Origin of the sequence: Kitasatospora sp. NPDC058048 (genome assembly GCF_042885555.1) — a bacterium.
Classification (GTDB): domain Bacteria; phylum Actinomycetota; class Actinomycetes; order Streptomycetales; family Streptomycetaceae; genus Kitasatospora; species Kitasatospora lactacystinica.
In genome coordinates this window covers 169,333-183,865 of the sequence record NZ_JBHVRT010000005.1, presented here as the reverse complement: position 1 = coordinate 183,865, position 14,533 = coordinate 169,333, and the positions used below count along the sequence as shown (strand labels likewise).

Genomic DNA, 14,533 nt, shown 5'->3' with positions numbered 1-14,533 from the left:
ACTCGAAGGGAAAGTCCGCATGTCCCGCAAGTCCCAGTTCCGCTCCCGGCGGGCTGGTGTGCTGGCCGCCGTGGCGGCCGCCGCCGCCGGCACGCTGACCACCTTCGCCCCGGCCGGCGCCGTCTCCGGCGACGCGGCGGCCGACAACACCTCCGCCACCACCGCGCGGATCGTCATCGGCGACCACCTGCGCGGCTGCACCGGCGCGCTGATCGACCAGTACTGGCTGCTCAGCGCGGCGTCGTGCTTCGCCGACGACCCGGCGCAGCCGCAGACGCTCGCCGACGGCGCGCCGAAGTGGAACACCACCGCCACCGTCGGCGCGAAGTCGGCCCAGGTGGTCGAGCTGGTGAAGGCCGAGGGCCGGGACCTGGTGATGGCCCGCCTCGGCACGCCCGTCGACGGCGTCACGCCGCTGGACGTGGGCACCGCCGCGCCGACGGCCGGGCAGTCGCTGCGGGTGTCCGGCTTCGGGCGCACCAAGGCCGAATGGGTCCCGGACAAGGCGCACACCGGGGCGTTCAGCCTCGACACGGTGAGCGCGACCGGCGTCGGTATCACGGGGACGGGCGGTGCGGCGGTCTGCAAGGGCGACACCGGTGCTCCGGTGGTCCGCGAGCTCAACGGCAGGGCCGAGCTGGTCGCCGTGGCCTCCCGGTCCTGGCAGGGCGGCTGCCTGGGCGTGCCCGCCGCCGAGACCCGCACCGGCGCGTACGCCACCCGGGTGGACGACCTCGGCATGTGGATCACCAAGGTCCGCCACTCGACCCCCTCGGGGACCGTGGTGAAGGCCTCGCCGTTCACCGTGGTCGACCCCGCCACCGGCCACCGGCTGACCTTCGTCCAGGACGACAGGAACAACCTGTGGTCCGTCGACCCGCTGGCCGAGGGCTGGGTCAACCTGGGCCCCTACGCCGCGACCCGCCCCACCGCGATCGTCGACCCGGTCACCAACCACGTGATGGTGTACGTCAACGGGCCGGACCACAAGCTCTGGTCCTACGACCGCACCACCAAGCACTGGACCGAGTTCGTCCCGACCCCGTCCGGCACGGTGCTGGCCCCTGACGCGGTGCCGCGCACCGTCGTCGACCCGGCCACCAACCACCTGGTCACCTTCGTCCGCGACACCGCCCACCACCTGTGGTCGGTGGACCCGCAGGGCGAGGGCTGGTACGACTACGGCGGCCTGGCCGCCACCGACCCCGTCCCGATCGTCAACCCGAACGACGGCCACATCGTCGTCCACGTCAACGGGCCGGACAACCGGCTGAACTCCATCGACCGCCGCGGCGCCGGCCGGGTCGAGTTCGTCCCGCCGGCCCTGGCCCCCGACGCCGTCCCCTCGACCGTGGTCGACCCGGCCACCGGGCACTTCACCACGTTCGTCCGGGACGCCGCGAACCACCTGTGGTCCGTCGACCCGTTCGGCCCGGGCTGGCGCGACTGGGGCGTACGGGCCGCCACCGACCCGGTCGCGGTCGCCGACAAGACCGGCAACCGGACCGTGGTGTACGTCAACGGGCCGAACAACCGGCTGAACTCGCTGGACTTCTCCACCGGTACGTGGACCGAGTTCCTCCTCACCCCGTCCGGCACCGCGCTCGCCGCGGACGCCGTCCCGCAGACCGTCGTCGACCCGGCCACCCAGCACCTGGTCACCTACGTGCGGGACGTCAACAACACCCTGTGGTCCGTCGACCCGCAGGGCCCGGGCTGGGTCCGCTTCCACGGCGGCCCCTCCGCCCCCTGACCCGCCGCAGACCCGGGACGGCCCGCCCCGCCACCCGCGGGGTGGGCCGTCCCGGGTCGGCGCACCGTCGACGGTGAAGCCTCTCCGCACCCCGCGCACCCGCGGAGTGCCGTCCCTCTCGAACGTTCCAGGGAGATCCCTCATGTCCCGCAAGTCCCAGGTCCGCTCCTGGCGGGCCGGCGTGCTGGTCGCGGCCGCTGCCGCCGGCACGCTGAGCACCTTCACCCCGGCCGTCGCCGTGGTCGGCGACCCGGCCGCCGACGGCACCTACGCCTACACCGCGCGCCTGGTGATCGGCGACAACGTGCGCGCCTGCACCGGCGTGCTGGTGGACCGCTACTGGGTGGCCACCGCGGCCTCCTGCTTCTCCGACGACCCGGCGCAGCCGCAGGCCCTCGCGGCGGGCGCGCCCAAGTGGAAGACCACCGCCACCATCGGCCGCACCGACCTGACGACCGGCGCGGGCACGGTGACGGAGGTCGTGGAGCTGGCCCCGCGCCAGGACCGTGACCTGGTCCTCGCCCGGCTGGCCAAGCCCGTCACCGACATCGCCCCGATCGCGGTCGCCACCACCGCCCCCAGCGCCGGGGAGACGCTGCGGGTGCCCGGCTACGGCCGGACCAAGGCCGAGTGGATCACGAACAAGCTGCACAGTGGCGCGTTCAGCCTCGACACCGTGAGTCCGACCGGCATCGGCACCACCGGTACCGGTGGCGCGGCGGTCTGCAAGGGCGACACCGGCGCCCCGGCGATCCGTCAGGTCAACGGCAGGGCCGAACTGGTCGCCGTGGCCTCCCGTTCCTGGCAGGGCGGCTGCCTGGGCGTGCCCGCCACCGAGACCCGCACCGGCGCGTACTCCTCCCGCGTCGACGACCTCGGCGCGTGGATCGACCAGGTCCGCGGCGGCTGGTGGGACACCGTCACCGCCAACCCGGCCGCCCGCAGCTCGGTCTACGACCCGGTCCGGAAGATCTCCACGGTCTTCGCCGTCGACAGCAACCACCACGTGGTGTTCTCCACCAGCCCGGACGGCACGACCTGGAGCGGCTGGGCGCAGGTCGGCGGCGACTGGGAGTTCGCGAGCGTTCCCACCGCGCTGTACAACCCCTCCACCGGCGGCACCGAGCTGTTCGCGATCGGCACGGACGGCGTGCTGTCCCAGACCTACTGGATGCCGGACGGCCAGGGCTGGCGCGAGTGGTACTTCCAGGACCGCGCCCCGAGGTTCACCGGCAGCCCCACCGCCGTCTACAACCCGGCGACGAGGACCGCGGAGGTCTTCGCCACCCGGACCACCGGGCTCGTCGCGCACTCGTACTACACCCAGGGCACGAAGGGGTGGAGCGGCTGGACCGACCTCCGCGGCAACGGGGAGTTCGTGAGCAGCCCGAGCGCCGTGTACAACCCCTCCACCGGTGGCATCGAGCTGTTCGCGATCAACAACAACGGCGTGCTCAAGCAGACCTACTGGAAGTCGGACGGCCAGGGCTGGCGCGACTGGTACGCCCAGGACTCCGGCTGGACGTTCTCCGGCAGTCCCACGTCCGCCTACAACCCGGTCACCCAGACCGTGGAGGTCTTCGCCACCCGGACCAGCGGGGTCGTCGCGCACGCGTACTACACGCCGGGCATGACGAGGTGGAGCGGCTGGTACGAGATCCCCGGCCGGCAGTTCGCGGGCTCGCCGTCGGCGGTCTTCGACCCCGCCACCGGCGGTTTCAAGCTGTTCGTGGTCGGCGGTGACGGTGTCCTCGCCCGCGCCGAGTGGCAGCCCGACGACAAGCGGTGGCGCGACTGGACCTCCGTCGGGGACTGGAAGTTCACCACCGGCCGCTTCCCGACCGTGACGTTCAACGCGACGGCGGGCGTGCTGGACCTCTTCGCCACCGGGCAGAACGGCGCCCTGAACCACGTCACCTACAAGGCCGACCCGGTCCCGGGCGCTTGGGGCGGCTGGACGACGATCGAAGGCAGGACGATGATCACCGGCTGACGCGCGGCGGAGCGCTGGAAGCACTCCGGGCCCGGCCGTTCCCCCGATCAGTCGGGGGAACGGCCGGGCCCGGGTCGTCGTGCGAGCCGCCGGAGTGCGAGCCGTCAGAGCCGTTCGGGAACCGGGTTGCCGACGGCCTCGATGGCGCGGCGGACCGGCACCTTCAGCAGGACGACGAAACCGATGACGAAGAAGATCAGCAGCGAGATGATCGCCGAGCGGTAGCTGCCGGTGATCTGGTAGGCGAGGCCGAAGACCAGCGGGCCCATCCAGCTGGTGCCGCGGTCGCTGACCTTGTAGAAGCTGAAGTACTCGGCCTCCTTGCCAGGCGGGACGAGGTGGGAGAACAGGGAGCGCGAGAGCGCCTGGCTGCCGCCGAGCACCAGGCCGATCATGCAGGCCAGGACGTAGAACCAGACGGGCTGGTGGGCAGGCATGAAGTAGCCCAGGGCCAGCGTGACGACCCAGCCCACCAGCGAGCCGAGGATGGTCCGCTTGGCGCCGTACCGGTGGGCGATCCGGCCGAGCAGCAGGGCGCCGCCGATCGCCACGACCTGGACCAGGAGGACGGCGGTGACCAGCGAGGTCTGCTCCATGCCGAGTTCCTCGCTGCCGTAGAGCGAGGCCTGGGAGACGACGGTCTGGATGCCGTCGTTGTAGCAGAGGAAGGCGGCGAGGTAGAGCAGCGTGAGCGGATGCTTGCGCATGCCACGCAGGGTGTCGGCGAGTTGGCGCAGGCTGCCGCCGGCGGGCTCGCCGTCCTCGGCCGGGGCGGCGGTGGGGCTGGGGGCGATGCCGGCCCGGGAGGGCAGCCGCAGCATCGGGACGACGGTGAACAGCGCCCACCACAGGCCGGCCGAGGCGAGGCAGATCCGCACGGCGGTGCCGGAGTCCAGGCCGAACGCGTCGTGGCCCTGGAAGAGCGCCAGGTTGGCGATCAGCAGCAGTCCGCCGCCCGCGTAGCCGTAGGCCCAGCCCTTGGAGGAGACCTTGTCGCGCTCGTCGGGGGAGGCCAGGCCGGGCAGGTAGGCGTAGGAGAGCGCGACCGAGACCGCGTACGAGATGTTGGCGACCACCAGCAGCGCGCCGCCGAGCAGGTAGCGGTCGCCCTGGAGGAGGAACATCCCCATCGTGGCGAGCGAGCCGAGGTACGCGAAGCCGCACATCAGTTCCTTGTGCCGGCCGGTGCGGTCGGCGACCGTGCCGGTGAACAGCATCACCGCGACCGAGAGCAGCACGGAGAAGGAGACCGTGTACGGGAAGAACGATCCTGCACGGATCGTCAGGCCGAGCGGGTGCACATTGCCGGCCGCGTCGGCGGCGTCCTTGGCGACGGAGGTCAGGTACGGGCCGAGGAACACCGTCAGGACGGTGGCCGAGAAGGCGGCGTTGGCCCAGTCGTTGACGTACCAGCCGAACTGTATTCGGCGCAGGGCCCGTCCGTCGTCGGCGGCGGCCGCGGGACCGGCGGCGGGATCGGTCGGTGGGTCGTCCGGCAGGTGCGTCGCCGAGTTCGTGGTGCTCATGGGGTTCCCATCACCGTGCTGGAGCCGGTACTGCCGTCCGTCCAGCAGCCGCGCTCGCCGAGGACGTCCCGCAGGACGTCGATGCGATCGGCCATGATGCCATCCACGCCCAGGTCGAGGAGAGCCCTGATCCGTGTGGGATCGTCCACAGTCCAGACGTGCACCTGGAGCCCGAGCCGGTGGGCGGTGCGGACGAAGGCCCGGTCGACCACCCGGACGCCCCGGTGACGCTCCGGCACCTGGGCGCACAGCCCGGCGAACGGCGCCCCCCGGCGCCGGGACAGCGACCCCGGACCGGCGGACGGCAGGAACGATTCGGCCAGCGAACGCAGCCGCAGCCGGGCGACCTCGCGGGGGCCGAGCGAGGTGGCCAGCCGGGGGCCGGCGGCGGCGCGGACGGCGGCCAGCCGGGTGTCGGAGAAGCCGCCGACGCAGACCCGGTCCCAGGCGTCGGTCCGGCGGATCGCCTCGACCAGCGGACCGACGGCCGGCGCCGCCTTGACGTCGATGTTGAAGCGGGCGCCGGGGAACGCGCCGAGCAGGTCCTCCAGCAGCGGCACCGGCTCGGTCCCGCCGATCCGGGCCCGCCCGACGGCCTCCCAGGGCAGCTCCGCCACCGCCCCGGCGCGGTCGGTGACCCGGTCGAGGCGTGAGTCGTGGAAGGCCACCAGCACGCCGTCGGCGGTGGCGTGAACATCCGTCTCCAGGTAGCGGTACCCGAGCGCGACGGCGGCCTCGAAGGCGGCGAACGAGTTCTCGGGGCGCCCGAGGTCACCGCCCCGGTGCGCGAAGGCGAGCGGCCCGGGGTGGTCGAGGAAGGGGTGCATGTGCTGCTCCGAGCTGCGGGGACAGGGACCCGGCGGGGCCGCGAGGCCGTGGTCCGCGGGCGTACCGCGTTACAGTATTACGCACCCTGTCAAGCAGTAACGCTCCGTTCCGGCGCAGGTACCGGCCCCGGGAGAGGGGACGCCCGGACGGCCCCGATCCGCAGGTACCGGCCCCGGGCCGGGCCGCCCCTCAGCCCCCCGCCCCTCAGCCCCCCGCTCCACCGCGGACGTCCCGGCGCAGTCCCAGGATCTCCGCGACGGCCTCCAGCCAGCGGGCGAGCAACTGGTCGCCGTCGACGGTGGTGACGGTGGTGGCCGCCGAACCCAGCCAGTCCCGGGCGAGCCGGGCCGGTTCCGTCCCGGGGAGAGGCTCGGGGAGGTCGGCGGCGTAGCGGGCGCCGCCGCTGCGCACCACCTCGGCGAGGAAGGCGAGCGACCGGGGGAACACCCCCAGCCGGTCGGCGGCCAGCGCGGCCGCGACGGCGCCCTCGCCGAACAGTGCGGCCCGGTGCGGGCCGGCGAAGGCCAGGCCGTAGCGGAGCATGGCGGACACGTCGAGCTGCCGCAGCTCGTCGTCCGTCCTGGGGCGGAAGCGGTCGTCGGGGCTCATCGGACCGTCACCGTGTAGGTGTTGCGCACGACCAGTTTCCTGTTCTCGTCGCTGGGGGCGGGGAGGTTGCAGTAGCTGCGGAAGCAGTTGAGGAGGGTGACGGCGGTGGTCCCGCGGCCCTTGGCCTCGAAAGTGTAGAAGCGGGTGCCGCCGACGCCGTCCGAGGTCTTCGACTTCTCCGGGAGGTCGAGCCGCTCGTCGGCCAGGGCGGCGACGGCGGCGTCCGGCCTCGGGTCCACGACGCTCCAGCGGTCGCCGGCCGAGGTGTTGTCCGGGACGGCGACCGTGAAGCGCTCGCCGACGGCGAGGTCGACCGAGCGCTCCTGCGCGCCGAGCACCCGGCCGCGCTCCGGCCCGCTCCGCGCGGCCGTCGCGTCCTGCCCGCAGGCCGTCAGCCCGGCCGCCAGGACGGCCGCAAGGACGCCCAGGCCGGCCGCCAGTGCCACCGCCCGGACCGGAACCCTCGTGAACACCCGTACCGTCCCGGTCACTTCGGCAGGTGGACGGCGTAGGCGGTGGGCAGCCGGTTGTCCGAGGCGCCGCCCATGTGGCCGTTGACGAAGTCGTCCTCACTGACCCAGGTGGTGGTGCCCCACGGGTTGTAGATCTGCAGCATGTTGCCCTCCTGGCCGACGATCATCATGGCGTGGCCCGACCGCTTGCCGTCCTTGTCGTAGCCCTCCACCCCGACCGGCACCGGCTTGCCGTCGGCGACCGCCTTCTCGATGTCCGGCAGGAGCTCGCGCCGGTCGTCGGGGTTCGGCATCTTCTTGTAGTCGAAGTCGGCGCCGGTGTGCGGGCTGACCTCCTTCTCCAGCACCTTCTCCTTGCCGTCCGCCCCCATGCCGTCCCAGTTGTCGCCGCCGTCGCCCTCCTGGTGCACCCGGTGCTGTTCGGCCAGCAGCCGCTGCTGGAACGCCGCCGGGTCGTCCTCCTGGCCGGTCGGCCCGCCGGTCAGGTCCAGCGCGTAGAGCGGATCGACCATCGCCCGGGCGGTGACGGTGGAGGAGGCGACGCAGGTGCCCTCGGTGTTCGCCTGCTGCCAGCGGGCACCGTCGAAGGTGACCTCGTCCGTGTTCTTGTTGGAACCGTCGTCGTTGGTCCCGCCGCTGGTGGTGTCGTCGTCCTCGGTGCGGACGGGCGTCAGGTGCGTCCGGAGCCACTCCGGGTCCTTGCCGTGGATCTTGCCCTGGAACGCGCGGATCTCGTCCAGGTTGTGACCGGCCGCCAGCGCCTTCATCAGATAGGCGCGCTCCTGCGGGGACTTGGAGTCGGCGAGCAGCTTCTCGAAGTCCGCGCGGTCCTTCTCGTTCATCTTGTCCAGGTACTCGCCGGACCGCTTCATGTCGTTGGCGGTCAACAGCTCGTTCAGCTCGGTCGGACCGTCAGGACCGGAGGTCTCGGCCAGCACGAGCTTGTCGGCGGCGGTGACCGCACCGGTCTTCATCTTGCCCGCGCGGGCCTCGGAGGCCAGCTTGTTCAGGTCGCGGGCCGCCGCACGGGCCGCCTCGTCGGCGCGCTTGGCGGCGCTCAGCATCGCGTCGACCTGGGGGACGGCGGCCTGCTGCGCCTTCTTGCGCGCCGCCTCGTCTTCGTCGTCCTCGAACCAGCCGTCGAACCAGCCGTCCTCACCGCCCAGCGAGCCCAGCACCTGCTGGAGCGCGGACCGCGCGGCGCCGTCCTGGCCCTGGGCGTTGCGCAGCGCGTCCGCGAGGCGGAGCAGGGCTATCCCGCCGTTGTGGAGCGCGCTGGTCTGCTCGTCGACGGCGCGGGCCGCGGCGGCCACCACCTCGGCGGCCTTCGCCCCCGTGGAACCGGTCCAGACGTCCGGCAGCCCGGCGGTGGCGACCGCCAGGACGTCCTGGTGGAGCTGGTTCGAGTCGGCGGCCGCGTTCTTGTAGCGGTTGCCGGTGGCCTCGATGGTGCCCGGGTCCCCGACCGGCGCGTGGACCGCGAGGGCTCCCTTGATCGCGGAGATCAGCCCGTTCTTGCTGTCCGCCTCGCGGACGTCCTTCAACCGGTCGCTCAGCGCCTTGCAGCGCTGCGTGGTGGATTCGCCTGCCATGGCGGCTCGTTCGCCCCGTTCCCGTTGCCCGTGGTGTGGTTCCTGCCGCTGCCCGCCGGCTCCTCGTCGGCCGCCAGGGCGCGCGTTCGGCCGCGCGTACAACCGCGCGTTCGGCCGTGCGTACAGCCGCGGCCCCTGTGCCGGACTCAGCCGAAGGGCCGGTACCCGCCGCTGCCCGAGGCCGCCACGAGGTCCTTCACCACAGCGCCGTCGGCCGACTGGTAGCCGGCCGAGGAACCGCGCACCTTGCCCGCCAGCTCGCTCAGCGCGCTCTTGATCGTCGCGCTCTGCGCCTGCCAGGAGCTGCTGAAGTTCTGGTACGCCGGATCGACGTCCTCGCCCCCGAACACGTCAGCGGTGTAGCACACCGGGTCGCTGATCGCCGTCCCGATCGTGCCCTCGTCCCCGGACGCCTTGTCCAGCGCCTTCGCCTGACCCTCGGCCCCGCCGGCCTGGATCGCGTACCCCGACCCCTGCGCCATGGTTCACCCCTCGTGCGTCCCCCGAGCCGTCCGCGCGACGGCGTCCGAGCACCATACGGGCCGCCCGGTGCCCGGGCAATTCGTATCGCGCCTGGTGGGGGCGCTGTTGCAGATTCATGACACACCGTCCACCGATCGGCCACGGTGCCCCGCCGGGGCTCGACCGGGCGCCGTCCTGTCAGCGCGCCGCCGGTGCCCTGTCAGCGGTGACAGCGCCGTGTCCGCGTCCTGTCCGCACGGTGCAAGTGCCCCGGCCCACGCTGGTGTTGAAACAGAGCAACCCACGGGAGGTCACCATGTCCAACAGCATCCGGCCGCACTCCGGCACCCGCCCCACCTCGGTCCTGGTCTCCGGCGCCGGGATCGCCGGCACCGCGCTCGCCCACTGGCTGAACCGCTACGGCTTCCGCGTCACGGTCGTGGAGCGGGCCCCCTCGCTGCGCGGCGGCGGGCAGGCGGTGGACATCCGCGGCACCGCCCTGACGGTGGTCGAGCGGATGGGGCTGCTGGAGGAGGTCCGGGCCCGCCGGACCGGGCTGCGCGGGATGTCCGTGGTCGACGCGGACGGCCGCGAGCTGCGCAGCACCACCGAGTGGACGGCCAGCGGCGGGCCGATCGGCGGCCCGGACGTGGAGATCCTGCGCGACGAACTCGCCGAGCTGATCGCCGGAGCGGACGGTGGCGGCGCGGGTGACGGGACCGCCGGGCCCGGTGTCGAGTACCGCTTCGACGACTCGATCGCCACCCTGGCGCAGCACCCGGGAGGCGTCGACGTCCGGTTCCGCAGCGGCACCGAGCGCTCCTTCGACCTGGTCGTCGGCGCCGACGGCCTGCACTCGAACACCCGGCGCCTCGTCTTCGGCCCCGAGGCGGACTACCTCCACCCCATCAACACCTACGTCGCCGGCTGGAGCGCGCCCAATCACCTCGGTCTCGACCGCTGGGAGATCGCCCACCGGGACGGCGACGACCCGAACTGGTTCTGCATGGCGATGACCGTCCGCGGCAACAGCGAACTGCGCGTCTTCGTCGGCTTCCACAGCGACGAGCCGATCGACGACATGCTCCCGCGCGACCCGGCCCGCCAGCGGCAGTTGGTGGCCGAGCGCTCCGCCCACGCGCGCTGGGAGCTGCCGCGCTTCCTGGAGGCGATGCGGGAGTCCGACGCCTTCCACTACGACGTCGTCGCCCAGATCCGGATGGACCGCTGGTCCAACGACCGCGTCGTCCTGCTCGGCGACGCCGGCTACTGCTGCTCCCCGGCCACCGGCCAGGGCACCAGCGTGGCGCTGACCGCCGCCTACGTCCTGGCGGGCGAACTGCGCGCGGCCGACGGCGACCACCGCGCGGCCTACCCCGCCTACGAGCGGCGGCTGCGCGACCACGTGGCCGCCAACCAGGCGATCCTCGACGTGACCGGGGACCGGAAGGCCCGGTCCGAGACCGTCACGAACCTCGGGCAGTCCGACCCGAAGCTGGAGGCGGCCTTCCGGGCGGCCCTCGACTTCGACCTGCCGGACTACTGATCTGCCGGACCGCCGGCCGGCGGGGCGCCGCTCACCGGCCCGTGCCCGGACGGCCCGTGCCCGGACGGCCCGCGCCCGGGAGGTTCGGGCGCCGGCCCGCCGGGCACGGGCCGTACCGCCTAGCCGGCGACGGCCGGGGAGAGCTCCGCGGCGAGCCGGCGCAGATCGGGGCCGTACTCGGGGTTGGCGAGCGCCGCGGCGAACTGGGCGCGCAGGTAGGCGGCGGGGTTGCCGGTGTCGTACCAGGTGCCGGCGATGACCTGCCCGTAGACCGCGCGCCGCGCCGCGTAGGCGTTGATGGCGTCGGTCAGGTAGACCTCGTCCTCGGGCTTCTCGTGCCAGCGGAGCGTCAGTTCGCGCAGCTCGTCGACGATGCCGGGGGTGATGACGTAGCCGCCGATCGCCGCGTACGAGGAGGGCGCGTCGGCCGGCTTCGGCTTCTCGACCAGACCGGTGATCCGCAGCGAGCCGCCGCCGAGGTCCTCCTTCACCACCGGCACGCCGTAGCGGTAGGAGTCCTCGGGGGCCATCGGCATCAGCGCGAGCACCGGCGCGTTGGTCTGCTCGTACGCCCGGATCAGCTGCTGCGCGCGGGGGACCTCGGCCACGAAGACGTCGTCGGGCCAGAGCACCAGGCAGGGCTCGTCGCCGAAGTGGCGGGCGGCGTTGAGCACCGGGGTGCCGTTGCCGTACGGGCCGTGCTGGTAGAGGTAGCTGATGTGGCCCTTGCGGGCCAGCTCGCCGACCTCCTCGACCGCCGCCGCGAAGGCCTCCTTGCCGTCCCGGCGCAACTGCTCGACCAGGACGGGGTTGGGGCGGAAGTGCTCCTGGATCAGGCCCTTGTCGCCGTTCACGACGATGGTGATGTCGGTGATTCCGCTCTCGATCAGCTCGCGCACGGTGTGCTCGATGACCGGCTTGTCGCCGACGGGCAGCATCTCCTTCGGCGTGGCCTTGGTCAGCGGCAGGAGGCGGGAGCCGAGGCCGGCGGCGGGGATGACGGCTCGGCGGATCGTCCTGGGGGCCATGTGGCGCTCTCTCGTTTCGTGGGAGGTGCGGCGCCGTGGTGACGCGGCGTCCCGGTCGACGCTATCAAGCGCTGACGTGCCGTTAAGTGGACGGTCGGCATACGGAAGTTGGCCCCGCGGAAGCCGTCCGGATTCCCCGGCGGGGCCGGGCCCTTTTTGCTCCCGATTCGTTTCCCATACCGGAAGAGCACCCGAGGACGACCACCGGAGGTTCCCATGACGGACGAGACCGGAACGACGGACGAGACCGGAACGACGTGCGGGACCGGAGGGACGGGCGAAGCCGAAGAGGCGGGCGAGCCCGGCCCGCCGCCGTACCGCAGCTACACCTGGGACGACGAGCACGGGGCCGTCCACGCCATCCTCTACCCGGGCGAGGAGGAAGCCGACGAGGAGCGCAAGGCCGGGTTCCGCGCGATGGGCGCCCGGATGCTGGCCGACCTGATCGCCGAACGGGAGGCGGAGCGCACTCCTCCGTTCCCCGGCGTGCCGGACCTCCGCCTGATCCACGGCGAAGGAACCGCCTGAACCACCCCCCGCGCCACAGCACTTGCTCCAATCCACCCCCGCGCACGCGCCCCGGCGCGCACGTGGGCGGTGCGCGCCGGACGTCCCGGCCCGGCCGCCGGCGAGGCGTAGCCCGGCGGCCGTGGGCGGTCGGCTCAGCCCTTGCCGCCCGCCTTCAGCACCTGGGCCGCGGCCACGCCCGCCGCGCTGAAGCCGTGCCCGCCGCCCTCGACCTCGGCGGCGACGGCGAGGTCGCCGCGGTAGGCGATGAACCAGCTGTTGTTGGCCTGGCCGCCGGCCTCGACGGTGCCGGTCTTGGCGCCGATCTGGCCGGACAGGCCGGCCATCGGGGTACGGGCGGTGCCCTGGGTGGCGGTCTTCGCCATCATGGCGCGCAGGTCCCGGGCGACGTCGGCCGGGAGCTTGCCGGGTGCCGTCGCCCGCTTGGCGTCCTCGCGCAGCACGGGCTGGCGGAACGTCCCGCTCTGCACGGTGGCGGCGACCGAGGCCATCGCCAGCGAGTTGGCCTGGATCCGGCCCTGGCCGATGTACGAGGCCGCGGCCTCGTCCTTGTTCCCGGGCGCCGGGACGGTCGCGTCCCGGCTCGGGACGCCGATGTGCCACTCCAGCCCGAGGCCGAACTGGTCGCGGGCCACCGTGCCCAGGGTGCCGGGCTGGAGCTTCTCCAGTCCCTTGTCGATGAAGCCGGTGTTGCAGGAGTGGGAGAAGTCGTCGGCGAGCGTGTAGGACGGGAAGTCGCCGGGCTCGTCGTTGTGCCAGGCGCGCGGCGAGTAGGTGGTGGCCTTGCAGGGCACCACGGTGTCCGGGCCGACCCCGGCCTCCAGCAGGGCGGCCGCGGTGATCACCTTCATCGTCGAGCCGGGCGCCTGGCCGCCCGCGATCGCGCGGTTGAAGCCGCCCTGCGGGGCGTACGCCATCGCCAGGATGTTCCCGGTGCTCGGCTGGACGGCCACCAGCGAGGCCGGATTGCCGTTCGCCGACTGCTGCTTGACCGCCTCCTCGGCCACCTGCTGCAGGTCGGCGTCCAGGGTGAGCTTGACCTGCGGGGCGCTCGGCGGGGTCAGCACGAACAACTGCTCCGGCTCGCTGCCGCCGCCCGGGCCCGAGAGCATGACGGCCCGGCCGGTGACGGTGGCGGCGCCGTCCGGCGGGGTGATCTGGGGGAGGACGGCGCGCAGCGACGGGAAGGTGTCGAGCGGCCGGCCCTTGCGGTCGGTGGGCTTGGAGACGGCGTTGGGCAGTGCCTTCACCGCGATGGTCCCGCCCTGGGCGAGCTGCGGGTGGATCACGGACGGCTTCCAGCGCACCACGGGCCGGCCGTCCTGGGAGCGGACGACGCTCAGCACCCCGTCGTACTCCCAGGCGTCCGGGGTGCCCTCGAACTCCGCCTTCACCCGGAAGCCCAGGGCCGGTTCGCTCGGGGAGTCGGCCTGGGCGCGGCCCGTCCCGGTCAGGGCGAGCGAGCGGGGGCCCACCTGCTCCTGGAACGTGGTCAGCGCGGCGCGGGCGGTCTCCGGCCGGTCGGTCAGACCGGAGGCGGCCGCGATGTCGCCGCGGCTCCAGGCGGCCAGGAACTCCTTGGCCGCCGCCTCGGCCTGCTCGGCGGTCGGCGGGTCCTGCGGGGCCTTCGACACGGTGCCGGCACCCTGGTGAGCGCCGGACGGGCCGTTGTCCGTCACGGCGTTCAGCACGTTGTAGGCGCCGTAGCCGCCGACCGCCAGCAGGGCGGCGAACACCCCTCCGGCCGCCACCATCACGACCCGGCGCGTGGTCGATCCGCGCGGGGCCCCGCCACCGTCCTGCTCCTCGTCCTCGTCGAACGGCTCGTACCGGACGTCGTCGTCGGCGAGTTCGTCGTACTCCCGGTGGGCGCCGTAGCCGTCCTGCGGCTGGAGCCCCTCGTGCGGCTGGAGCCCGTCGTGCCCGTGAAGCCCCTCGTGCCCGTGGACCCCGGCGTGCCCGCTGTGCCCGCTGTGCCCGCTGTGCCCGTCGTCCTCGTCGTACTGGTCATATCGGTCGTACTCGTCGTGCTGGTCGTGCCGGTCGTTCTTCCGCTCCCCGGACATGCCGCCGTCCCCCCTGTGATCCCTCGTGTGCCGCGGGCACGCCCCCTCCGGTATGTCGGCCCGCCCCGGCCCGGCCGGACGAAAGTCCGTTCGGGCGCGGATCAGCCTATGCCGGGACGGGTGATCGGT

At 73.2% G+C, this 14,533-nt stretch carries 12 protein-coding genes; 4 read left to right on the top strand and 8 right to left on the bottom strand.

Annotated elements, in window-relative coordinates; translation table 11 throughout:
• Window positions 1–19: 19 nt before the first annotated feature.
• Together ACFVVA_RS07540 and ACFVVA_RS07535 are read left to right on the top strand one after the other, a co-directional pair.
• Window positions 20–1,753, top strand: a complete 1,734-nt coding sequence (locus ACFVVA_RS07540; protein WP_387686647.1) for a trypsin-like serine protease — start codon at window positions 20–22, stop codon at window positions 1,751–1,753.
• Between the two features lie 142 nt (window positions 1,754–1,895).
• The gene (locus ACFVVA_RS07535) at window positions 1,896–3,746 is read left to right on the top strand and encodes a trypsin-like serine protease (RefSeq protein WP_387686644.1); all 1,851 of its coding nucleotides are present in this window, start codon (window positions 1,896–1,898) and stop codon (window positions 3,744–3,746) included.
• 104 nt (window positions 3,747–3,850) lie between these two features.
• On the opposite strand, the gene ACFVVA_RS07530 is transcribed toward ACFVVA_RS07535, so the two are convergent.
• The 6 genes from ACFVVA_RS07530 to ACFVVA_RS07505 form a co-directional block, all read right to left on the bottom strand.
• Window positions 3,851–5,272, bottom strand: a complete 1,422-nt coding sequence (locus ACFVVA_RS07530; protein ID WP_387686641.1) for an MFS transporter — start codon at window positions 5,270–5,272, stop codon at window positions 3,851–3,853.
• Window positions 5,269–6,099, bottom strand: coding sequence for a glycerophosphodiester phosphodiesterase (locus tag ACFVVA_RS07525; protein WP_387686639.1), 831 nt, complete (start codon window positions 6,097–6,099; stop codon window positions 5,269–5,271). The genes ACFVVA_RS07530 and ACFVVA_RS07525 overlap by 4 nt, the downstream gene beginning before the upstream one ends.
• Window positions 6,100–6,304: 205 nt before the next feature.
• Window positions 6,305–6,709: a hypothetical protein gene (locus tag ACFVVA_RS07520; RefSeq protein ID WP_387686636.1), complete on the bottom strand. Its 405-nt coding sequence runs from the start codon at window positions 6,707–6,709 to the stop codon at window positions 6,305–6,307.
• Entirely contained in the window at window positions 6,706–7,182 is a 477-nt protein-coding gene (locus tag ACFVVA_RS07515) for a protease inhibitor I42 family protein (RefSeq protein ID WP_387686634.1), read from the bottom strand. Before ACFVVA_RS07515 ends, ACFVVA_RS07520 begins: the two co-directional genes overlap by 4 nt.
• Before the next feature lie 14 nt (window positions 7,183–7,196).
• The gene (locus ACFVVA_RS07510; protein ID WP_387686631.1) at window positions 7,197–8,774 is read right to left on the bottom strand and encodes a peptidoglycan-binding protein; all 1,578 of its coding nucleotides are present in this window, start codon (window positions 8,772–8,774) and stop codon (window positions 7,197–7,199) included.
• 146 nt (window positions 8,775–8,920) lie between these two features.
• Window positions 8,921–9,256, bottom strand: a complete 336-nt coding sequence (locus ACFVVA_RS07505; RefSeq protein WP_359914846.1) for a hypothetical protein — start codon at window positions 9,254–9,256, stop codon at window positions 8,921–8,923.
• A gap of 296 nt (window positions 9,257–9,552) precedes the next feature.
• On the opposite strand from ACFVVA_RS07505, the gene ACFVVA_RS07500 reads away from it, so the two are divergent.
• Window positions 9,553–10,782, top strand: a complete 1,230-nt coding sequence (locus ACFVVA_RS07500) for an FAD-dependent monooxygenase (RefSeq protein ID WP_387686628.1) — start codon at window positions 9,553–9,555, stop codon at window positions 10,780–10,782.
• 119 nt (window positions 10,783–10,901) lie between these two features.
• Here the strand turns inward: ACFVVA_RS07500 and ACFVVA_RS07495 are convergent, their stop codons facing one another.
• Window positions 10,902–11,810, bottom strand: a complete 909-nt coding sequence (locus ACFVVA_RS07495; RefSeq protein WP_387686625.1) for a UTP--glucose-1-phosphate uridylyltransferase — start codon at window positions 11,808–11,810, stop codon at window positions 10,902–10,904.
• A gap of 216 nt (window positions 11,811–12,026) precedes the next feature.
• Here ACFVVA_RS07495 and ACFVVA_RS07490 point away from each other — a divergent pair, with 216 nt between their 5' ends.
• Window positions 12,027–12,338 (top strand): hypothetical protein, encoded by a 312-nt coding sequence (locus tag ACFVVA_RS07490; RefSeq protein ID WP_387686623.1) that lies wholly within the window; start codon window positions 12,027–12,029, stop codon window positions 12,336–12,338.
• A 134-nt stretch (window positions 12,339–12,472) separates the two neighbouring features.
• Here the strand turns inward: ACFVVA_RS07490 and ACFVVA_RS07485 are convergent, their stop codons facing one another.
• Window positions 12,473–14,404, bottom strand: coding sequence for a penicillin-binding transpeptidase domain-containing protein (locus ACFVVA_RS07485; RefSeq protein WP_387686620.1), 1,932 nt, complete (start codon window positions 14,402–14,404; stop codon window positions 12,473–12,475).
• Window positions 14,405–14,533: the final 129 nt, after the last annotated feature.

Coding starts and splice junctions, on each gene's coding strand:
- ACFVVA_RS07540 (WP_387686647.1), top strand. CDS start 20: ATGTCCCGCAAGTCCCAGTTCCGCTCCCGGCGGGCTGGTGTGCTGGCC.
- ACFVVA_RS07535 (WP_387686644.1), top strand. CDS start 1,896: ATGTCCCGCAAGTCCCAGGTCCGCTCCTGGCGGGCCGGCGTGCTGGTC.
- ACFVVA_RS07530 (WP_387686641.1), bottom strand. CDS start 5,272: ATGAGCACCACGAACTCGGCGACGCACCTGCCGGACGACCCACCGACC.
- ACFVVA_RS07525 (WP_387686639.1), bottom strand. CDS start 6,099: ATGCACCCCTTCCTCGACCACCCCGGGCCGCTCGCCTTCGCGCACCGG.
- ACFVVA_RS07520 (WP_387686636.1), bottom strand. CDS start 6,709: ATGAGCCCCGACGACCGCTTCCGCCCCAGGACGGACGACGAGCTGCGG.
- ACFVVA_RS07510 (WP_387686631.1), bottom strand. CDS start 8,774: ATGGCAGGCGAATCCACCACGCAGCGCTGCAAGGCGCTGAGCGACCGG.
- ACFVVA_RS07505 (WP_359914846.1), bottom strand. CDS start 9,256: ATGGCGCAGGGGTCGGGGTACGCGATCCAGGCCGGCGGGGCCGAGGGT.
- ACFVVA_RS07500 (WP_387686628.1), top strand. CDS start 9,553: ATGTCCAACAGCATCCGGCCGCACTCCGGCACCCGCCCCACCTCGGTC.
- ACFVVA_RS07495 (WP_387686625.1), bottom strand. CDS start 11,810: ATGGCCCCCAGGACGATCCGCCGAGCCGTCATCCCCGCCGCCGGCCTC.
- ACFVVA_RS07490 (WP_387686623.1), top strand. CDS start 12,027: ATGACGGACGAGACCGGAACGACGGACGAGACCGGAACGACGTGCGGG.
- ACFVVA_RS07485 (WP_387686620.1), bottom strand. CDS start 14,404: ATGTCCGGGGAGCGGAAGAACGACCGGCACGACCAGCACGACGAGTAC.